General features: G+C 65.8%; 18 protein-coding genes. 15 read left to right on the top strand and 3 right to left on the bottom strand.

Annotation, left to right across the window (positions count from 1 at the left end):
• Positions 1 to 52: 52 nt before the first annotated feature.
• From gap to ATK74_RS07320, 5 genes are all read left to right on the top strand, one after another.
• The gene (gene gap, locus ATK74_RS07340) at positions 53 to 1057 is read left to right on the top strand and encodes a type I glyceraldehyde-3-phosphate dehydrogenase (RefSeq protein ID WP_098460424.1); all 1005 of its coding nucleotides are present in this window, start codon (positions 53 to 55) and stop codon (positions 1055 to 1057) included.
• A gap of 89 nt (positions 1058 to 1146) precedes the next feature.
• Entirely contained in the window at positions 1147 to 2355 is a 1209-nt protein-coding gene (locus ATK74_RS07335; protein ID WP_098460423.1) for a phosphoglycerate kinase, read from the top strand.
• A gap of 1 nt (position 2356) precedes the next feature.
• The gene (gene tpiA / locus ATK74_RS07330; protein WP_098460422.1) at positions 2357 to 3139 is read left to right on the top strand and encodes a triose-phosphate isomerase; all 783 of its coding nucleotides are present in this window, start codon (positions 2357 to 2359) and stop codon (positions 3137 to 3139) included.
• A gap of 274 nt (positions 3140 to 3413) precedes the next feature.
• Entirely contained in the window at positions 3414 to 3677 is a 264-nt protein-coding gene (secG, locus tag ATK74_RS07325; RefSeq protein ID WP_098462107.1) for a preprotein translocase subunit SecG, read from the top strand.
• A gap of 27 nt (positions 3678 to 3704) precedes the next feature.
• Positions 3705 to 4061 carry an RNA polymerase-binding protein RbpA gene (locus ATK74_RS07320; protein WP_098460421.1) on the top strand — a complete coding sequence of 119 codons (357 nt, stop codon included), beginning with the start codon at positions 3705 to 3707 and terminating at the stop codon, positions 4059 to 4061.
• Between the two features lie 10 nt (positions 4062 to 4071).
• Here the strand turns inward: ATK74_RS07320 and pgl are convergent, their stop codons facing one another.
• The gene (gene pgl / locus ATK74_RS07315) at positions 4072 to 4806 is read right to left on the bottom strand and encodes a 6-phosphogluconolactonase (RefSeq protein WP_098460420.1); all 735 of its coding nucleotides are present in this window, start codon (positions 4804 to 4806) and stop codon (positions 4072 to 4074) included.
• 203 nt (positions 4807 to 5009) lie between these two features.
• Positions 5010 to 7439 carry a sodium-translocating pyrophosphatase gene (locus ATK74_RS07310; RefSeq protein ID WP_098462105.1) on the bottom strand — a complete coding sequence of 810 codons (2430 nt, stop codon included), beginning with the start codon at positions 7437 to 7439 and terminating at the stop codon, positions 5010 to 5012.
• Between the two features lie 302 nt (positions 7440 to 7741).
• Here ATK74_RS07310 and ATK74_RS07305 point away from each other — a divergent pair, with 302 nt between their 5' ends.
• From ATK74_RS07305 to ATK74_RS07260, 10 genes are all read left to right on the top strand, one after another.
• Complete coding sequence (locus tag ATK74_RS07305; RefSeq protein WP_098460419.1) at positions 7742 to 8461, top strand: helix-turn-helix transcriptional regulator; 720 nt, start codon at positions 7742 to 7744, stop codon at positions 8459 to 8461.
• Positions 8458 to 9900, top strand: a complete 1443-nt coding sequence (gene sufB / locus ATK74_RS07300) for a Fe-S cluster assembly protein SufB (RefSeq protein WP_098460418.1) — start codon at positions 8458 to 8460, stop codon at positions 9898 to 9900. Before ATK74_RS07305 ends, sufB begins: the two co-directional genes overlap by 4 nt.
• 25 nt (positions 9901 to 9925) lie before the next feature.
• Positions 9926 to 11107, top strand: coding sequence for a Fe-S cluster assembly protein SufD (sufD, locus tag ATK74_RS07295; protein ID WP_098460417.1), 1182 nt, complete (start codon positions 9926 to 9928; stop codon positions 11105 to 11107).
• On the top strand, positions 11104 to 11439 hold the full coding sequence (locus ATK74_RS07290) for a non-heme iron oxygenase ferredoxin subunit (protein WP_098460416.1): 336 nt from the start codon (positions 11104 to 11106) through the stop codon (positions 11437 to 11439). Before sufD ends, ATK74_RS07290 begins: the two co-directional genes overlap by 4 nt.
• The gene (sufC, locus tag ATK74_RS07285; protein ID WP_098460415.1) at positions 11440 to 12207 is read left to right on the top strand and encodes a Fe-S cluster assembly ATPase SufC; all 768 of its coding nucleotides are present in this window, start codon (positions 11440 to 11442) and stop codon (positions 12205 to 12207) included.
• Positions 12200 to 13498 carry a cysteine desulfurase gene (locus tag ATK74_RS07280; RefSeq protein ID WP_098460414.1) on the top strand — a complete coding sequence of 433 codons (1299 nt, stop codon included), beginning with the start codon at positions 12200 to 12202 and terminating at the stop codon, positions 13496 to 13498. Before sufC ends, ATK74_RS07280 begins: the two co-directional genes overlap by 8 nt.
• Positions 13495 to 13953 (top strand): Fe-S cluster assembly sulfur transfer protein SufU, encoded by a 459-nt coding sequence (gene sufU, locus ATK74_RS07275; protein WP_098460413.1) that lies wholly within the window; start codon positions 13495 to 13497, stop codon positions 13951 to 13953. The genes ATK74_RS07280 and sufU overlap by 4 nt, the downstream gene beginning before the upstream one ends.
• 2 nt (positions 13954 to 13955) lie before the next feature.
• Positions 13956 to 14330, top strand: a complete 375-nt coding sequence (locus tag ATK74_RS07270) for a metal-sulfur cluster assembly factor (RefSeq protein WP_098460412.1) — start codon at positions 13956 to 13958, stop codon at positions 14328 to 14330.
• Positions 14331 to 14812: 482 nt separating this feature from the next.
• Positions 14813 to 15784 carry an SPFH domain-containing protein gene (locus ATK74_RS07265; RefSeq protein ID WP_098460411.1) on the top strand — a complete coding sequence of 324 codons (972 nt, stop codon included), beginning with the start codon at positions 14813 to 14815 and terminating at the stop codon, positions 15782 to 15784.
• A gap of 4 nt (positions 15785 to 15788) precedes the next feature.
• Positions 15789 to 16073 carry a type II toxin-antitoxin system antitoxin gene (locus tag ATK74_RS07260; RefSeq protein WP_098460410.1) on the top strand — a complete coding sequence of 95 codons (285 nt, stop codon included), beginning with the start codon at positions 15789 to 15791 and terminating at the stop codon, positions 16071 to 16073.
• Here the strand turns inward: ATK74_RS07260 and ctlX are convergent.
• Positions 16029 to 16955 carry a citrulline utilization hydrolase CtlX gene (gene ctlX, locus ATK74_RS07255; protein WP_098460409.1) on the bottom strand — a complete coding sequence of 309 codons (927 nt, stop codon included), beginning with the start codon at positions 16953 to 16955 and terminating at the stop codon, positions 16029 to 16031. The two genes, ATK74_RS07260 and ctlX, sit on opposite strands and share 45 nt — an antisense overlap.
• Positions 16956 to 16999: the final 44 nt, after the last annotated feature.

Below are 16999 nucleotides of genomic sequence, written 5' to 3'. Positions count from 1 at the left end.
GGCCGACCATCGATGGGCGGCCAAGTCAGTTCCCAAAGGAGACTCTCAAGACATGACCGTCAAGGTTGGTATCAACGGCTTCGGCCGCATTGGTCGTAACTACTTCCGCGCGTTGGTCGCCGCCGGCGCCGACGTGGAAGTTGTCGCCGTCAACGATCTCACCGACAACAAGACCCTCGCCCAGCTGCTGAAGTACGACTCGATCCTGGGTCGCTTCCCCGGTGAGGTCACCGCTGACGAGACCGCGCTGTACGTCAACGGCAAGGAGATCAAGGCTTTCGCTGAGCGCGATCCGGCCAACCTGCCCTGGGGTGACCTGGGCGTTGACATCGTGATCGAGTCCACCGGCTTCTTCACCGACGCCACCAAGGCCAAGGCGCACATCACCGCCGGCGCCAAGAAGGTGCTCATCTCCGCTCCGGCGAAGAACGAGGACATCACCATCGTGATGGGTGTGAACGACGGACTCTATGATCCGGCCGCTCACCACATCATCTCCAACGCTTCCTGCACCACCAACTGCCTGGCCCCGCTGGCCAAGGCGCTGAATGACGGCATCGGCATCGTCAAGGGCCTGATGACCACCATCCACGCCTACACCCAGGACCAGAACCTGCAGGACGCCCCGCACTCCGATCTGCGTCGCGCCCGCGCTGCCGCCCTGAACATCGTCCCGACCACCACCGGTGCGGCCAAGGCCGTGGCCCTGGTGCTGCCGGAGCTGAAGGGCAAGCTGGACGGCTACGCACTGCGCGTGCCGACCCCGACCGGCTCGGTGACCGACCTCACCTTCGAGGCCTCTCGTGAGACCACCGTCGAGGAGATCAACGCGATCGTCAAGGCCGCTGCCGAGGGCCCGCTCAAGGGCATCCTGGAGTACAGCACCGACCCGATCGTCAGCAAGGACATCGAGACCTACCCGCTGTCCAGCATCTTCGACGCTCCGCTGACCAAGGTCATCGGCAACCAGGTCAAGGTCGTGTCCTGGTACGACAACGAGTGGGGCTACTCCAACCGGCTGGTCGACCTGACCGTGCTGGTCGGCTCGAAGCTCTGACCGACGACAACCCAACACGATCGGGCCGGCTCGCGTATCTGCGCGGGTCGGCCCGATGTGTGCCCACACTGAAACAGAAAGGCTGACCAGTGAAGTCAGTTGATGACCTCGGAGATCTGAGGGGCAAGCGGGTTCTGATCCGCTGCGATTTCAACGTCCCGCTCGATGGGCAGACGATTACCGATGACGGTCGGATCAAGGCCGCATTGCCCACCCTGACGAAGCTGCTCAGCGGCGGTGCCAAGGTGGTCGTGATGGCGCACCTGGGCCGTCCGAAGGGCGAAGCCAACCCCAAGTACTCGCTGGCCCCGGTGGCCAAGCGGCTGGGTGAACTGCTCGGCGCAGAGGTGAAGCTGGCCACCGACGTGGTTGGCGAGAGCGCGCAGGCGACCGTGGCGGCCCTGGCCGACGGCGAGATCGCGCTGCTGGAGAACGTCCGCTACGAGCCCGCCGAGGAGTCCAAGGTGGACGCCGAGCGCGAGGAGCTCGCGGCCAAGTACGCCGCTCTCGGCGACGTGTTCGTGTCCGACGGCTTCGGTGTCGTCCACCGCAAGCAGGCGTCGGTCTACGACGTCGCCAAGCTGCTCCCGAACGGCGCCGGCTACCTGGTGGCCAAGGAGGTCGAGGTTCTCAAGCGGCTCACCGAGCACCCGGCCAGCCCGTACGTGGTCGTGCTCGGCGGCGCCAAGGTGGCCGACAAGCTCGCCGTGATCGACAACCTGCTCAAGGTCGCCGACACCCTGATCATCGGTGGCGGCATGGCCTACACCTTCCTCAAGGCCAAGGGCTATGAGGTCGGTATCTCGCTGCTGGATCCGGAGAAGATCGACGTCTGCGCCGGATACCTGGAGCAGGCTGCCGCGGCCGGCAAGAAGATCCTGCTGCCGGTCGACACCCGCGTGGTCGCCGAGCTCGACTTCGGCAACCGCACCTCCAGCGAGGTCACCATCGTGCCGTCGGATCAGATCCCGGCCGACCAGGAGGGTGCCGACATCGGCCCGAAGACCGAGGCGCTGTTCGCCGAGGCCATCCTGGGAGCCTCCACGATCTTCTGGAACGGCCCGATGGGCGTTGCGGAGATCCCAGCCCTGGCCAGCGGCACCGAAGCTGTGGCGAAGGCCCTGGCGTCGTCGTCCGGCTTCTCCGTGGTCGGTGGCGGCGACTCTGCCGCGGCCGTGCGCAACCTCGGCTTCGCCGACGAGGCCTTCGGCCACATCTCGACCGGTGGCGGTGCGTCGCTGGAGTACTTGGAGGGCAAGGTCCTGCCCGGAATCGCTGTTCTTGAGGAAGGTAACTGATATGGCACGCCTGCCGCTGATGGCCGGTAACTGGAAGATGAACCTGAACCACGTCGAGGCCACTGGCCTGGTGGAGAAGCTCGCTTTCACCCTGAAGGATTTCCACTACGACCCGGCCAAGTCCGAGGCTGCGGTGATCGTCCCGTTCACCGATCTGCGCTCGGTGCAGACCGTGATCGAGGGCGACAACCTGCCGCTGAAGTGGGGCGCCCAGGACGTGTCCGTGCATGCCTCCGGTGCCTACACCGGCGAGGTCTCGGCCGACATGCTGGCCAAGCTCAAGTGCGCCTACGTGGTCGTCGGCCACTCCGAGCGTCGTGAGTACCACGGTGAGACCGATGCCCTGATCGGCGAGAAGGCCAAGGTGGTCTTCGCGGCCGGGATGACCCCGATCATCTGCTGTGGTGAGGTGCTGGAGATCCGCAAAGCCGGCACTCACGTCTCGCACGTGCTGTCTCAGGTGAAGGAGTGCCTGGCTCCGCTGACCGCCGAGCAGGTGGCGGCCTCGGTGATCGCCTACGAGCCGGTCTGGGCGATCGGCACCGGCGAGGTGGCGACCCCGGAGGACGCTCAGGAGGTCTGTGGCGCGATCCGCGGCTACGTGGCTGAGGCCTTCGGCGCTCCGACGGCCGAGGCCGTCCGGATCCAGTACGGCGGCTCGGTCAAGGCCAACAACGTGGTCGAGATCATGGCCCAGCCCGATGTGGACGGCGCTCTGGTCGGCGGTGCGAGCCTGAATGCCGACGAGTTCGCCAAGATCATCATGTTTTATTCGGCCAGCTGACGCTGACCTCGTCAAGATCGACTCCGCTTGATCCGCTCGCGCGGATCGCGCGGGCCGATCTACTCCCGCCGGTGTGACCCGTTGGGAACTGGACGTCGCTGCTGCTCCTTCGGTCTCGGTGAAAGCCGAGCCGGGGGAGCAGTGGCAATTCCGGGGCCGACTGGGGGTGTCGACCTGACCGAAGGCTGCGCCGTTTAGTTACCTCGGGTGCTGGTGAGTTAAGATTCCACCCGTGATTGCACTCTCCATCCCGCTCGAGCCGTCGACCGGGCAGATGACTTGGCCCATCCTGACGCTGTCGATCGTTTTGATCCTGACCAGCATCGTTTTGGCCTTGTTCATCTTGCTGCACAAGAGCCGTGGCGGCGGGATGTCCGATCTGTTCGGCGGTGGCATGTCCACCGGCATGGGAGGCACCTCGGTCGCCGAGCGGAATCTCGATCGACTCACGGTGATTATCGGCGTGATCTGGGTTGCCAGCGTCATCGGGCTGCTCGTCCTGTACCGGTTCTTCGGCAGTTTTGGGGCTCTTTCCTGAGACCTTGTTCTAGCAAGGAGCATGTGAGTGGTTGGTGGTAGCGCGATCCGGGGTAGCCGGGTTGGGGCCGGCCCAATGGGCGAGGCCGAACGCGGGGACGCAGCGCCGAGGCTTTACGTCTCCTATTTCTGCGCGAACGCGCATGAGACCAGGCCGGCCTTCGCGGCCGACGCCGTCGTTCCCGACACCTGGGACTGCCCGCGGTGTGGGCTTCCGGCCAATCTCGATTCGGAGAACCCGCCGCCCCCGCCCAAGATTCAGCCGTACAAGACCCACTTGGCCTATGTGAAGGAGCGTCGTAGCGACGCCGAGGCCGTGGCCATCCTTGCGGAAGCCCTGGATTCGCTGCGCGCCCGTCGGGCAGCCGGCGAAGTCATCTACTGATCGGCAGCAGCTAGGCCGAGCACTCGTAGTAGGGGAGCTTGGCCGCTGCAGCCTCGTCGACCAGCCACAGCGTGCGGCGACGTCCGCTGACCCGTCCGGCAGGAAGCGCTGAGTCCCCTGCGACGGCCCTGGAGACCACTTCTGCCTTCTCCTGGCCACTGGCCAGGAGCCAGACCTCTCGAGACCGGTTGATCGTCTCTATGGTCAAGCTGATCCGTTCTGGCGGCCCCTTGGGGGCGTCGGTGACCCCGATCACCGACTGGGTGCTGGGCTCTGCAGAGGGATGCCCGGGGAAGATGGCGGCCACCTCTCCGTCCACACCGACGCCGAGGATGCACAGGTCGAACCGGGTCTCACCCAGTTCCTTGGCGTAGGTGGCTGCGGACGCGGCCGCGTCGACCTGACCGTCCGCGCTGGGCATCGGATGGGTGCGGGCCGGATCCACCAGGAAGTGCCGGGCCAGCAGGGCCAGCGTGGGGCCGGCATTGCGATCGGTGCCGTCGGTCGGGACGAACCGCTCATCGCCCCACCACAGCTCCAGCCGGGACGGATCCAGGGCGGAGCCGGGGACGAGCTCGCCGAGCTCGGCGTAGGTGGCCAGGGCGGCTCTGCCGCCGGTGAGGCACAACTGGGCCACCCGCCCATCGGCCTGGAGTTCGATCAGAGAGGCCAACAGCCGGGCGGCGGCGCGTCGGGCCAGCTCCGGCTGATTGCAGTAGCGGATCAGCTGGCAGGGTTCGCTCATCGGGTTCTTCCCAGCCGGATCGATTCCAGCGGATCGTAGGACCTCAGAAATGCCATAGCGACCAGCCTAGACGCAAATCCAGTGGTCGCGCCGAGTGTCACATCGGGTTGTTGCCCGTGCCACTCGGATGGCCCAGAAACGGCTGGTGGCCCGACCCCGAAGGGACCGGGCCACCAGCTGCATTTCGTGAGCAGCTAGGCCACTCAGGCCTCGACCTCTGCGAAGTCGGCGGCGGTCAGCATCGGCTGATCGATCCGCATGCTGTAGAACGAACGCCACACCATGACCATGCTGGCCAGTCCGAAGACCACGGCCAGGATCGCGTTGATCACCGGGTTGGCGATGATCAACGAGAGCTCGATCGCCAGCATGCCGAACAGCGTGGTGAACTTGATGACCGGGTTCAGGGCCACCGAGGAGGTGTCCTTGAACGGGTCGCCGACGGTGTCGCCCACGATGGACGCATCGTGCAGTTCGGTGCCCTTGGCCTTCAGATCGACCTCGACGATCTTCTTCGCGTTGTCCCAAGCGCCACCAGCGTTGGCCATGAAGATGGCCTGGTAGAGCCCGAAGATGGCGATCGAGATCAGGTAGCCGATGAAGAAGTACGGCTCCACGAAGGCGAACGCCAAGGTGGCGAAGAAGATGCCCAGGAAGATGTTGAACATGCCCTTCTGGGCGTACTGCGTGCAGATCTCGACGACCTTACGGGAGTCGGCCACAGAGGCCTTCTCGGAGTCCTCAAGGTTGATGTTGGCCTTGATGAACTCCACGGCCCGGAAGGCGCCGGTGGTGACGGCCTGCATCGAAGCACCGGTGAACCAGTAGATGATCGCACCGCCGGTGATCAGACCGAGCAGGAACGGCACGTGCAGCAGCGACAGGTTCGACAGCAACTCGGGCTGCAGGCCATTGGTCAGGCCCATGATGATCGAGAAGACCATCGTGGTGGCACCCACGGCCGCGGTACCGATCAGCACCGGCTTAGCGGTCGCCTTGAAGGTGTTGCCCGCGCCGTCGTTCATCTCCAGCAGGTACTTGGCCCGCTCGAAGTTGGGCGTGATGGCGTAGTCGCGCTTGAGCTCGTCCTCGATGCCGGGGACGGCCTCGATCCGCGACAGCTCGTAGACCGACTGTGCGTTGTCGGTGACCGGGCCGTAGGAGTCGACCGCGATGGTCACCGGGCCCATGCCCAGGAAGCCGAAGGCAACCAGACCCAGGGCGAAGACGCCCGGAGCCAGCATGATGTCGCCGGAGATCTGGGTGGACACCGCGTAGGCGCCGCCCATCAGGCCGACGATGGCGATACCCAGCCAGTAGGCCGAGAAGTTGCCCGCGACCAGACCGGACAGGATGTCCAGGGACGGCCCGCCCTCCTTGGCCGACTTCACAACCTCTTCCACGTGCTTGGCCTTGACGCCGGTGAAGACCTTCACCAGTTCGGGGATGATCGCGCCGGCCAGGGTGCCGAAGCTGATGATCAGGGACAGCTGCCACCACAGGTTGGGCTGGCCGGGAACATCGGAGAGCATCAGCGAGGAGATGAGGAAGGTGAGCACGATCGAGACGATCGAGGTGATCCAGACCAGCGAGGTCAGCGGGGTCTCGAACTCCATCTCGTCGGCGTCGGCGTACTTCGCCTTGGCCCACAGGCTGTTGCCGAAGTAGGACAGCGCCGAAGCGATCAGCATGATGGCGCGGATGAAGAAGATCCAGACCAGGAAGTGCGCCTGAAGGTCAGCCTGAACACCCAGCAGGATGAAGGTGATCAGAGCCACACCGGTGACGCCGTAGGTCTCGAAGCCGTCAGCCGACGGGCCAACCGAGTCGCCGGCGTTGTCGCCGGTGCAGTCGGCGATGGTGCCGGGGTTGCGGGGGTCGTCCTCACCGATCTTGAAGACGATCTTCATCAGGTCGGAGCCGATGTCGGCGATCTTGGTGAAGATGCCGCCGGCGATCCGCAGTGCGGAGGCGCCCAGCGACTCACCGATCGCGAAGCCCAGGAAGCAGGCGGTGGCGATGTCGGCCGGCAGGAACATCATGATCGAGAGCATCAGGATGAGCTCGGTGGAGATCAGCACCATGCCCACGCTCATGCCCGAGCGCATCGGGATGTTGTAGACGTTGTACGGCTTGCCCTCGAGCGCGGCGAACGAGGTCCGCGAGTTGGCGAAGGTGTTCAGCCGGATGCCGTACCAGGCGATGCCGTAGGAGCCGGCCATGCCGATGATCGCAAACAGCAGCACGATCACCACGCGACCCCAGCCACCCGTGGTGTTCAGGAAGCCGAAGTAGACGAAGATCACCGAGCCGATGAAGGCGAACAGCAGCAGCAGGAACTTGCCCTGCTGGAGCAGGTAGGCCTTGCAGGTCTCGTAGATCAGCTCCGAGACGTCCTTCATGGACTGGTGAACCGGCAGGTTCTTCAGCTTCATGTAGCTGACCAGACCGAAGGTGAAGCCGCCGATGCAGATCAGCATGCCGATCAGGAGCAGCCACCAACCGCTGATCCCGCCCAGGCCGGCGAAGGTGACGGCGTGCAGGTCAGGGAGCGGAAGATCGAACTCGCTCTTATGGGAGCCGGTGTGGCCGGCTTCGCCGGAACCGGAGCATGCGGTAAGGGTTGGGGCCAGAAGCCCGAGCCCAACAAGTAGCGCGGCGCGCGACTTGCGACGCGAGCCCGCCACCGTTGGCTGGGTTCCGAGCGTTGAGGTTCTCACTGGTGGATTCCTTTTAGCTATGTACCTATGTTGCGCGATGCCCGGTCACCGTTGACCCGACCGGAAGCACCGAGCGAACTCTACGGCCCACCTCACTTCTTCCCATACCTGGCCATTTGGTGGATGTGGTACAGACCGCCAGAGCAAATGTGCTGTGGCCAGGTGTTGGTCACCCGGCTTGGAGTCCGGCCAGTGAATAAGGTAAGAATGGTGTTGTGAAAACTGAGCCGACGCTGGACGCCGAAGAGGCGATCACTGAGGCGCAACACGCAGACGACGCCTCGACTCGCTCCCGCGTGGCCCGTTCCATCTTGCAGCACGGGCCTTCCACTGCCAATGATCTTGCCCACCGGTTGGGCTTGACCGCCCCCGCCGTGCGCCGGCATCTCACGGTGCTGCTGAGCACCGGCCAGGTGATCAGTCGCCAGCAGCGGGTCTACGGTCACCGCGGACGGGGCCGTCCGGCCAAGGTCTTCGCGCTCACCGACGCCGGCCGTGGCGAGTTCTACCAGGCCTACGACCATCTGGCGATCAGCGCGCTGACCTACTTGACCGAAGTGGTCGGTCCCAGTGCCGTGGACGAGTTCGCCAACCGCCAGACCGACGCCGTCGAAGCCCGGTTCGCCGAACTGCGTGCGGAATACGGCGACTCTGCTGAGGCGTTGGTGGAAGCGTTGACCGCCGAAGGTTTCGTCGCTTCGCTGCAACCGGTTCCGTCCGGCGTTCAGCTGTGTCAGTACCACTGCCCGGTCGCTCACGTGGCGGCCGAGTTCCCGCAACTGTGTGAGGCGGAGACCCGGACCTTTGCCCGGTTGCTCGATTCACACGTCCAGCGGCTGGCCACCATCGCTCACGGCGACGGGGTGTGTACCACCCACGTGCCGCATCCGGTGGTGTCAGCGGATTCCGCTCGCAAGAAAGGCTCGCAGTCATGACCTCTGCAACTCCCACGGCCCCGGGACTCGGCCAAACCCAGGACGAGCATCTGTCGGCGCTGGGCAGCTACCAGTACGGCTGGCGTGACTCCGACTCGGCCGGCAGCCATGCCAAGCGCGGCCTGAACGAGGACGTGGTCCGCAACATCTCGGCGCTGAAGAACGAGCCGGAGTGGATGCTGAACACCCGGCTGAAGTCGCTGAAGCTCTACGAGCGCAAGCCGATGCCGACCTGGGGTGCCGACCTGTCCGGGATCGACTTCGACAACATCAAGTACTTCGTCCGCTCCACCGAGAAGCAGGCCCAGTCCTGGGACGACCTGCCCGACGACATCAAGCGCACCTACGACCGGCTCGGCATTCCCGAGGCCGAGAAGATGCGGCTGGTGGCCGGGGTGGCCGCCCAGTACGAGTCCGAGGTGGTCTACCACAAGATCAACGAGGAGCTGGAGCGTCAGGGCGTCATCTTCCTGGACACCGACACTGGCCTGAAGGAGTACCCCGAGCTGTTCGAGGAGTACTTCGCTTCGGTGATTCCGGTGGGCGACAACAAGTTCGCCGCGCTGAACTCTGCGGTCTGGTCGGGCGGCTCGTTCATCTACGTGCCCAAGGGCGTCCACGTCAGCATCCCGCTGCAGGCATACTTCCGGATCAACACCGAGAACATGGGCCAGTTCGAGCGGACCCTGATCATCGCCGACGAGGGCAGCTACGTCCATTACGTCGAAGGCTGCACGGCGCCGATCTACTCCTCGGACTCGCTGCACTCCGCGGTGGTCGAGATCATCGTGAAGAAGAACGCCCGGGTTCGGTACACGACCATCCAGAACTGGTCGACCAATGTGTACAACCTGGTCACCAAGCGGGCCACCTGTGAGGCCGGAGCCACCATGGAGTGGATCGACGGCAACATCGGCTCCAAGGTGACCATGAAGTACCCGGCCGTCTACCTGCTGGGCGAACACTCCCGCGGTGAGACGCTGTCGATCGCCTTCGCCGGCGAGGGCCAGCACCAGGACGCCGGCTCGAAGATGGTGCACGCGGCGCCGTACACGTCGAGCTCGATCATCTCCAAGTCGGTGGCCCGCTCGGGTGGACGCTCCTCCTACCGCGGCCTGGTTCAGGTCCAGGAGGGTGCGCACCACTCGGCGTCCTCGGTGAAGTGCGACGCGCTGCTGGTGGACACCATCTCCCGCTCCGACACCTATCCCTATGTGGACGTCCGCGAGGACGATGTCTCGATGGCCCACGAGGCCACCGTCTCCAAGGTGAGCGACGATCAGCTGTTCTACCTGATGAGCCGCGGAATGGGCGAGGACGAGGCGATGGCCATGATCGTGCGCGGCTTCGTCGAGCCGATCGCCCGCGAGCTGCCCATGGAGTACGCACTCGAGCTCAACCGGTTGATCGAACTCCAGATGGAAGGGGCCGTGGGCTGAGCCCGCGGACGGTGGATCAAGAAAGATGACTGTGACGACTGCTGTTCCCAACGTGGCCGAAGCCGTAGAGACGGTGGCCTCCCACCTGCATCCGGTGGCGTCCTTCGACCTGGCCGATCATCCGGTGCCGAACGGACGCGAGGAGGTGTGGCGGTTCACCCCGCTGCGCCGACTGCACGGCCTGCTGGACGGGCTGCCGAGCCAGGCGCACCTGAACTGGAGTGCCAACTCTCCGGCCGGAGTGACCCGCAGCGAGCTGGACACCGCGGCCGCCATCGCGCTCGGCGTCCCGGCGCCGGTGGACCGTCCGTCCGCTCTGGCCGTGGCCCAGGCCGGGGGGGCGGTGCTGTTCGACGTGGCGCCCGGCGTCGAGCTGGACGAGCCGCTGGTGATCGAGCTGAGCGGTGACGATCCGACAGCCACCGTCTATGGGCAGGTGATCTTCCGGATCGGCGCCAATGCCGGTGCCACCATCGTGCTGCGGCACACCGGCTCGGTGCGCTACGTGTCCAGCGTCTCGCTGCTGGTCGGCGACGGCGCCAACCTGAACTTCGTGGGCCTGCAGGACTGGGCCGCCGACACCGTCCACCTGGGTCACATCGGGATGCGGATCGGCCGGGACGCCCGAGTGCGCACCGTGGCCGCCAGCCTCGGTGGCGATCTGGTTCGCCTGGTCGAGACCGCCGAGTACGACGGCCCCGGCGGCGAGTTGGAGCAGTTCGGCCTGTACTTCGTCGACGCCGGCCAGCACATCGAGCACCGGATGTTCGTCGACCACAACCAGCCCAGCACCCGTAGCAAGGTGGATTACCGCGGCGCCCTGCAAGGCCAGGACGCCCACTCGGTCTGGGTCGGCGATGTGCTGATCCGCAAGGTGGCTGAGGGGATCAACACCTACGAGAGCAACAAGAACCTGGTGCTGACCGACGGCTGCCGTGCCGATTCGGTGCCGAACCTGGAGATCGAGACGGGCCAGATCGAAGGCGCCGGGCACTCCTCGACCACCGGACGCTTCGACGACGAGCAGCTGTTCTACCTGCGCTCCCGGGGCATCCCCGAGGACGAGGCGCGCCGCCTGGTCGTCCACGGCTTCTTCGTCGACATCATCCGCCGGGTCGGCGTTCCTGAGGTCGAGCAGCGGCTCCTGGCCGCCGTCGAGAAGGAACTAGAGCTGGTGGTCGGCACCCCGGAGGCGGTGACCTCGTGAGCTTCGTCCGCGCGTGTGCGCTGGCCGACGTGCCGGTTGGCAAGGCCATCTCGGTCGAGCTCGACCGGGCCTGGCCCTATGCGGTGGTGAACACCAGCGAAGGCGTGTTCGCCATCCAGGACGTGTGCTCGCACGCCGAGGTACCGCTCAGCGACGGTGACGTCGAGGGCTGCACCCTGGAGTGCTACATGCACGGCTCGCGTTTCGACCTTCGTACCGGCTGGCCGCTGGAGCTTCCGGCCACCCAGCCCGTCGCGGTCTACCCGGTGCGGGTGGACGGCGACCAGATCCTCATCGACCCCGATAATCCCATTCAGACTCAGGAGCAGTGAATGTCAGAACTGGTCATCAGCAACCTCCACGTGGAGGTCGAGACCGAGAGCGGCCCCAAGGAGATCCTCAAGGGGGTCAACCTCACTGTCGCCACCGGTGAAGTGCACGCGATCATGGGTCCGAACGGCTCCGGCAAGTCCACCCTGGCCTACTCGATCGCCGGCCACCCGAAGTACACCATCACGTCCGGCTCGGTGACCCTGGACGGCGTGGAGCTCACCGAGCTCAGCGTCGATCAGCGGGCCAAGGCCGGGCTGTTCCTGGCCATGCAGTACCCGATCGAGGTGCCCGGCGTCTCGGTGGCCAACTTCCTGCGCACCGCCAAGACCGCGCTGTCGGGTGAGGCTCCGAAGGTGCGCACCTGGGTCAAGGACGTCAACGCCGCCCTGGAGAAGGTCGGCCTGGACGGCACCTTCGCCGCTCGTTCGCTGAACGAGGGCTTCTCCGGTGGCGAGAAGAAGCGCAACGAGATCGCCCAGCTCGAGCTGCTGGCGCCGAAGTTCGCGATCCTGGACGAGACCGACTCCGGCCTGGACATCGACGCGCTGCGGATCGTCAGCGAGGGCGTCAACCGGTTCACCGAGGCCGGCGATCGCGGCGTGCTGCTGATCACCCACTACACGCGGATCCTGAACTACATCAAGCCGGACTTCGTTCACGTCTTCGTGGACGGGCGGATCGTCGAAGAGGGCGGCGCCGAGCTGGCCGACCAGCTCGAGATCTCCGGATACGACAAGTTCGTTCAGGCCGCCAAGGTCGATGCCTGAGTCGCAGCTGACCACAGCCGTTGCCGAGCCTCTCGGCAACGGCTACGACGTCGCTGCCCTGCGCGCCGACTTCCCGATCCTGTCCCGGGAGGTCGGCGGGCAGCCGCTGGTCTACCTGGACTCGGCGAACACGTCCCAGAAGCCGCGCTCGGTGATCGAGGCGGTCAGCGAGCATTTGGCCGAGCACAACGCCAACGTGTCCCGGGCCATGCACACCCTGGGTGCCGAGGCCACCGAGGCCTTCGAGGCGTCCCGGACGAAGCTGGCCGGCTTCATCGGCGCGGCTCGGCCCGAGGAGGTGGCCTTCACCAAGAACGCGTCCGAGGCGCTGAACCTGGCCGCGCACACGCTGGGCGCTTCGCTGAAGCCCGGCGACGAGATCGTCATCTCGGTGCTGGAGCACCACTCCAACATCGTCCCCTGGCAAATGCTCGCGCAGCGCACCGGGGCCGTGCTGCGCTGGTTCGATATCACCGACGACGGCCGGCTCGATCTGGCCAAGGCCGAGGCCGAGAACCTGATCAACGAGCGCACCAAGATCGTTTCGATCGCCTGGGTCTCCAACGTGCTGGGCACGGTGAACCCGATCCGGCAGATCGCCGATCAGGCCCATCGGGTCGGTGCGGTGATGGTGGTGGACGGCGCTCAGGGCGTCCCGCAGCGGCCGACCTCGGTCGCCGAGCTGGGAGCCGACCTGATGGCGTTCACCGGCCACAAGATGCTCGGCCCCACCGGGATCGGGGCGATCTGGGGACGCTACGAGCTGCTCGAGACCCTGCCGCCGTTCCTCGGCGGTGGCGAGATGATCGAGGTGGTCCGGATGACCGGGTCCACCTACGCCCGTCCGCCGCACCGCTTCGAGGCCGGCACGCAGCCGATCGCCGAGGCTGTCGGACTGTCGGCTGCTGTCGATTACCTCACTTCCGTCGGGATGGACGCCATCGCCGCCCACGAGGAGCATCTGACCGCCTATGCGCTGGCTCGGCTGGGTGCCGAGCCCGGCGTCCGGCTGCTCGGGCCCAGCGATGCCCATGAGCGGGGCGGAGCGATCTCGTTCACCCTGGCCACCGATGACGGTGAGCAGATCCATCCGCATGACGTGATGCAGTTCCTGGATGCGCGGGGGATCGCCGTGCGTGGCGGCCACCACTGTGCGCGTCCGCTGCACGAACGGCTGGGGATCACCGCGTCCACCCGGGCGTCGCTGTATCTGTACACGACCACCACCGAGATCGACGCCCTCGCCGAGGGGCTGGCCTACGTCCGCGACTTCTTCGGAGGAAAGCGATGAGCAACGAGGTCGAGGCCATGTACGCCGAGATCATCCTCGATCACTACAAGGCCAAGCATCACAGTGGACTGCGCGACCCCTATCAGGCGCAGGTGACCCACGTGAACCCGACCTGCGGCGACGAGATTCTGCTCCGGCTGGCTCTGGACGGCGACCGGATCACCGACGTCTCCTACGAGGCGGTCGGCTGTTCAATCTCGCAGGCGTCCACTTCGGTGATGTCCGACCTGGTGATCGGCAAGTCGGTGGCCGAGGCCATGAGCCTCCAGCAGGAGTTCACCGAGATGATGCACTCCCGAGGTGAGATCGAACCCGATGAGGATCGGCTGGAAGACGGAATCGCCTTCGTCGGAGTGGCCAAGTTCCCGGCTCGGGTGAAGTGTGCGTTGTTGGGCTGGTCCGCATTCAAGGACGCGGCGATCCAGGCGGCCGGCGGCCGCCAAGGGCAGGAGTGAAGATGACTGAGTCCGTCCGTCCGTCCGATCTGGTGCAGGACAGTTTTCCCGACTCCGTGCTGAGCGCGCGGCCCAGTGAGGACGACATCCTCGAGGCCATGAAGGACGTCGTCGACCCGGAGCTGATGGTGAACGTCGTTGACCTTGGCCTGGTCTACGGGGTGACCATCGACGATGAGGCAAACACCACCATCGACATGACCCTGACCTCACCGACCTGCCCGCTGACCGACCAGCTGGAGTACAACACTCAGCTGGCTCTGGACGGCCTGGTGAACTCGGTCACGATCAACTGGGTCTGGCTGCCGCCGTGGAGCCTGGAGATGATCACCGAGGATGGCCGCGAGCAGCTGCGTTCGATCGGCTACAACCTGTAAGGACTCGCCTCCGGCGCAGGCGGTGTTCGAGACCATGACGGCGCCCGCGGACGTGGCTCCAACTGTGTTCTCGGCGCACGCCGCAGCGGCGTGATCGGTGCAGTTCGCGGCACGTCAGTGCGCTTGCGTTGCGGTATGCCGCTACGTGACGTTGAACGGCTCGGGCCGCGGGCCGGCGAGCGAGTCGGCGGTGCCGCGCCATGATCGGATCTGCAGGGTCGACGTTCTGAGCGAGGCCACTGAACCCAGATCCGGGCATCGAGAGCGCAAATCCCGTCGCCTGCTCATGGTCAGGCGATCTCTTGTGGTGCACACACCTCGGACGTCGCCGCAGACCCTCACAGGCTGTGAGTTGAGCGGCGACATCGCCGGGTAACTCACAGCTTGCGGTCTGTTGGGGGAGGTCGGGGCTGATCGCGTTGATAGCTCCACTAAAAAGTGATATCACTTAGATATCAGTTTTCTCATGAAGGAGTGGTCCGATGTCTGAAGAGACTCGGTTTGACGATCAGGCCTCTGCGGGCGGCGAGCCGGCCGGGGTTCCGGTAGGGCATGACGGTGCGCGGGTGGACGTGGCCGAACGCGCGGCGTGGAGCGCCAATGGCGCTGTGGCCCTGCTGGTGGTCATTGGTCTGCTGGTGCTGGGAGTGCTGGCCATCATTCAGGCGGCCATCCTCGACGACGCCGGCAAGGGTGGTGCCGGCTTCGGCTTCCTCGGTGCCGCGCTGATCGTGTTGGGCAGCCTGGCGGCGTCCGCGCTGACCGTAGTCAGCCCCGGCGACACTCGGGTGCTGCAGTTCTTCGGCCGCTACATCGGCACGCTGCGCAAGCCCGGCCTGCAGCTGACCCGTCCGCTGGTGATCGGACGCAAGGTCTCGGTCAAGGTCCGCAACTTCGAGACCAATGAGCTCAAGGTCAACGACGCCGACGGCAACCCGGTGAACATCGCCGCCATCATCGTCTGGCAGGTGGCCGACACCGCCAAGGCCACCTTCGCCGTCGAGAAGTACGACGACTTCGTCCGGGTGCAGTCCGAGTCAGCGCTGCGGCACGTGGCCAGCAGCCACCCCTACGACAACGCCGGACCCGGCGAGGAGTCGCTGCGCGGCTCGACCGACCTGGTCGCCAAGGAACTGGCCCAGGAGGTCGCCGAGCGGATCTCGATCGCCGGCCTGGAGGTTGTCGAGGCCCGGATCTCCAGCCTCGCCTACGCTCCGGAGATCGCCCACGCCATGCTGCAGCGCCAGCAGGCGGCTGCGGTGATCGCGGCGCGGGAGAAGATCGTCGAGGGTGCGGTGAGCATGGTCCAGGGCGCTCTGCGGCAGCTGGAGACCGACGACATCGTCACCATGGACGAGGAGCGCAAGGCTGCCATGGTCTCGAACCTGCTGGTCGTGTTGTGCAGTTCCAGCCAAGCCACACCTGTGGTGAACACCGGGTCGCTCTACACCTGATCCGATGAGCGAGCAATCGTCAGCGGAGCAGGGCCGGGCCCGCAAGCCCATCCTGCTCCGCCTCGATCCCGCGGTTCACGAGGCCTTGGCCCAGTGGGCGGCCGCGGATCTGCGGTCGCTGAACGCCCATATCGAGTTGCTGCTGCGGCAATCCTTGGCCAAAGCCGGACGCAGCCCGCGCGAGGCGGGCCCGCTACCCAGGCGCGGACGTCCGCCGGGTCGTCCGACGGTGACCGAGGACGGCTCAGCGGGGGGAGAGGTGGACTCCGGCGATCATGCAGCGGGCTGAGCCGCCGGCCAGCTCGATTGTCGGAATCGACAGCGGCAGCAGCCGCGAGGACGCCGTGATCACCTCACGCTGAGCCGGTGTAAGGGCGGCCTCGGCTCGCGCCGAGAGCACCAGCAGTCGTCCGTCGGTCCCGGTGAGCTCGATGGCATTGCCCACGAACTGATTCACTTGGTCGAAGCTGATCTGCAGTACTGTCCGTCCGCTCTCGGCCAGGCGCTGCGCAACCTCGTCGCGGCGCCTGACATCGGCGATGGCGTCCAGGCAGATCAGGGCGTAGTCGGTGGCCACCGACATCAGCACGTTGGTGTGGTAGATCGGCCGACCGGCCGCGTCCGCGGTGGGGAAGACCATGGGCTCATAGCCGAAGGCCGTACAGAACCGCTCCAGGATCACCGGATCGGCCCGATGCGAGGCGGCCACGTAGGCGACCCGCTCGGCGTTGTCGAACACCATGGCGCCGGTGCCCTCCAGGAACAGGTTGTCGTACTCGAGCCCGGAGTAGTCGATCACCTCCTGCACCCGATACTCGGCCTTGAGTAGCTCGATCACGTCGGTGCGGCGCTCCCGGCGCCGGTTCACGGCGAACATCGGGTAGATGGCCACCCGGCCGCCGTGGTGGGTGGAGAACCAGTTGTTCGGGAACACCGAGTCCGGGGTATCCCGCTCGCCGAAGTCCTCGAAGACATGGACGGTCACGCCGGCGCTGGTGAGTGCGGTCACCGCCGCGTCGAACTCGGCCAGGGCCGAGGCGGCCAGCGCCTCGTCCTGCTCGACCGACGTTGCCTGAAAGGCGTTGTCGGCTCCGGTTTCCGGGTTCACGGCGAAACGGTGTGGACGCACCATCACCACCGAACTGGGCGCCTGAAGACTGCGGTAGTTCACCTCGGACTGCCTCCTTCGGCGCCAGCATAGGGCCGTGAGTGGAG

This window comes from Propionicimonas paludicola, from assembly GCF_002563675.1.
Lineage (GTDB): Bacteria > Actinomycetota > Actinomycetes > Propionibacteriales > Propionibacteriaceae > Propionicimonas > Propionicimonas paludicola.
This window is presented reverse-complemented; position numbering and strand designations above follow the sequence as displayed.

Bases quoted from the DNA above. Each gene is read 5' to 3' on its own strand.
- ATK74_RS07270 (WP_098460412.1), top strand. From the start codon at position 13,956: ATGACTGAGTCCGTCCGTCCGTCCGATCTGGTGCAGGACAGTTTTCCC.
- sufB (WP_098460418.1), top strand. From the start codon at position 8,458: ATGACCTCTGCAACTCCCACGGCCCCGGGACTCGGCCAAACCCAGGAC.
- sufU (WP_098460413.1), top strand. From the start codon at position 13,495: ATGAGCAACGAGGTCGAGGCCATGTACGCCGAGATCATCCTCGATCAC.
- sufD (WP_098460417.1), top strand. From the start codon at position 9,926: ATGACTGTGACGACTGCTGTTCCCAACGTGGCCGAAGCCGTAGAGACG.
- pgl (WP_098460420.1), bottom strand. From the start codon at position 4,806: ATGAGCGAACCCTGCCAGCTGATCCGCTACTGCAATCAGCCGGAGCTG.
- sufC (WP_098460415.1), top strand. From the start codon at position 11,440: ATGTCAGAACTGGTCATCAGCAACCTCCACGTGGAGGTCGAGACCGAG.
- gap (WP_098460424.1), top strand. From the start codon at position 53: ATGACCGTCAAGGTTGGTATCAACGGCTTCGGCCGCATTGGTCGTAAC.
- ATK74_RS07280 (WP_098460414.1), top strand. From the start codon at position 12,200: ATGCCTGAGTCGCAGCTGACCACAGCCGTTGCCGAGCCTCTCGGCAAC.
- ATK74_RS07265 (WP_098460411.1), top strand. From the start codon at position 14,813: ATGTCTGAAGAGACTCGGTTTGACGATCAGGCCTCTGCGGGCGGCGAG.
- tpiA (WP_098460422.1), top strand. From the start codon at position 2,357: ATGGCACGCCTGCCGCTGATGGCCGGTAACTGGAAGATGAACCTGAAC.
- secG (WP_098462107.1), top strand. From the start codon at position 3,414: ATGACTTGGCCCATCCTGACGCTGTCGATCGTTTTGATCCTGACCAGC.
- ATK74_RS07260 (WP_098460410.1), top strand. From the start codon at position 15,789: ATGAGCGAGCAATCGTCAGCGGAGCAGGGCCGGGCCCGCAAGCCCATC.